The organism is Polaromonas sp. P1_G2, from assembly GCF_056405515.1.
In genome coordinates this window covers 1-844 of sequence record NZ_JBFUBY010000574.1, presented here as the reverse complement: position 1 = coordinate 844, position 844 = coordinate 1, and the positions used below count along the sequence as shown (strand labels likewise).

Annotated in this window: 2 protein-coding genes; both read right to left on the bottom strand. The window is 61.0% G+C overall.

The genetic code is table 11. The annotated features are described in order from the left end of the window. A partial coding sequence (locus tag AC1D0P_RS26260; protein ID WP_477679406.1) for a hypothetical protein occupies window positions 1-498 on the bottom strand: 498 nt, incomplete at its 3' end. 228 nt (window positions 499-726) lie between these two features. Beyond that, the gene (locus AC1D0P_RS26255; RefSeq protein ID WP_477679407.1) at window positions 727-831 is read right to left on the bottom strand and encodes a hypothetical protein; all 105 of its coding nucleotides are present in this window, start codon (window positions 829-831) and stop codon (window positions 727-729) included. Window positions 832-844 lie beyond the last annotated feature (13 nt).

The following is an 844-nucleotide window of genomic DNA, read 5'->3' as shown; positions in this document are numbered from 1 at the left end:
GCCCTGGTCCATCCAGGTAAAAAGCGAGTAGACCGGCCCGGGATTGCGCACATCGGCGCAAGTCAACAGTTCGCCGCAGACAAACGGTTCCATTGCGGCGAGTGCGGCAGACAGGTTTGCGGAAAAGCGGGGCAGCCGTGGCGCTCCGCCGAGCGCATCCAGGGCCTGCAGATGCGCGGAATACCATTCGGCGAGAAGCGCGATCGTTGCCTCGGTTGGCTCGACCGGCAACATGCTGTTCGGCAAGCTTTGCTCGCCTTCGAGCGGGACAGGCCGTGCAAAGCCGTATTTTATCGCCTCGGCCAGGAAGGCCCGCGCCGTGTTGCGGCTGGCAAGATCATGGCCGACAACGTCCTGCATGAAATTGTACAGCGTCAAACCACCTTCGGCGGAAACCGATCGGCGAAAGTGGAGCGAAATCGCGATGTGAGACATCAACCAGCGCTGCTGGCTGGCAAACAACGAAGACGCGCGCGGCGAATTGTCGTGGGTGCGCATGAACCCCCTGGCAAGTTCACACATGACGCGAAGGCAGCCGGGCTGGGCCAGCAATTGTTCGGTCCGTGCACGCCACGGCATTCACCACTCCCGTCCATCTTGCCGCCGAACAAGGACCGGACGTTTAACAGAGGCATGGGTTACCGTCTTCTCATTGCGCGCACGCGCCCAGCTTAGATTCAGCGCGGAGCCGAATTATCCAGCCCGAAGCCGCAGATCCGCAGCAGATCAATGTCGGGAAAGGGAGCGCATATCCGTCGGCGTCATCCCCGAAGAATCCCGGAACGCGCGATAGAATGTGGCAAGACTGTCAAAGCCGCTGGCAAAGGCGATATCGGCGACAGAC